Source organism: Arthrobacter sp. Y3223164, assembly GCF_059091005.1.
In genome coordinates this window covers 1-265 of record NZ_JBNHGF010000993.1, presented here as the reverse complement: position 1 = coordinate 265, position 265 = coordinate 1, and the positions used below count along the sequence as shown (strand labels likewise).

The window sequence follows — 265 nt, the reverse complement described above, 5'->3', positions numbered from 1 at the left end:
AGGTGGCCGGCCAGGTTGCGCAGCACCTCGCCCGACGTGCCCGGGGCGAGGAAGGTCAGCACGTTGCCGGCGCTGACGATCACGTCGAACGGCTCGGCGACGCCCTGCGCGGGCAGGTCCAGCTCCGCCAGGTCGCCGACCAGCCAGGTACAGTCCGGATGGTCCCTGCGGGCCGCTTCGATCAGCTCGGGATCGATGTCGACGCCGACCACCGAGTGTCCGCGGCGCGCCAGTTCGCCGCCCAGCCGGCCCGGCCCGCAGCCGG

1 protein-coding gene is annotated in these 265 nt (G+C 74.3%); it reads right to left on the bottom strand.

Annotation, left to right across the window (positions count from 1 at the left end; all coding sequences use genetic code 11):
- On the bottom strand, nucleotides 1-265 hold a 265-nt coding region (locus AC5RUJ_RS19060; protein ID WP_494156617.1), incomplete at both ends, for a class I SAM-dependent methyltransferase.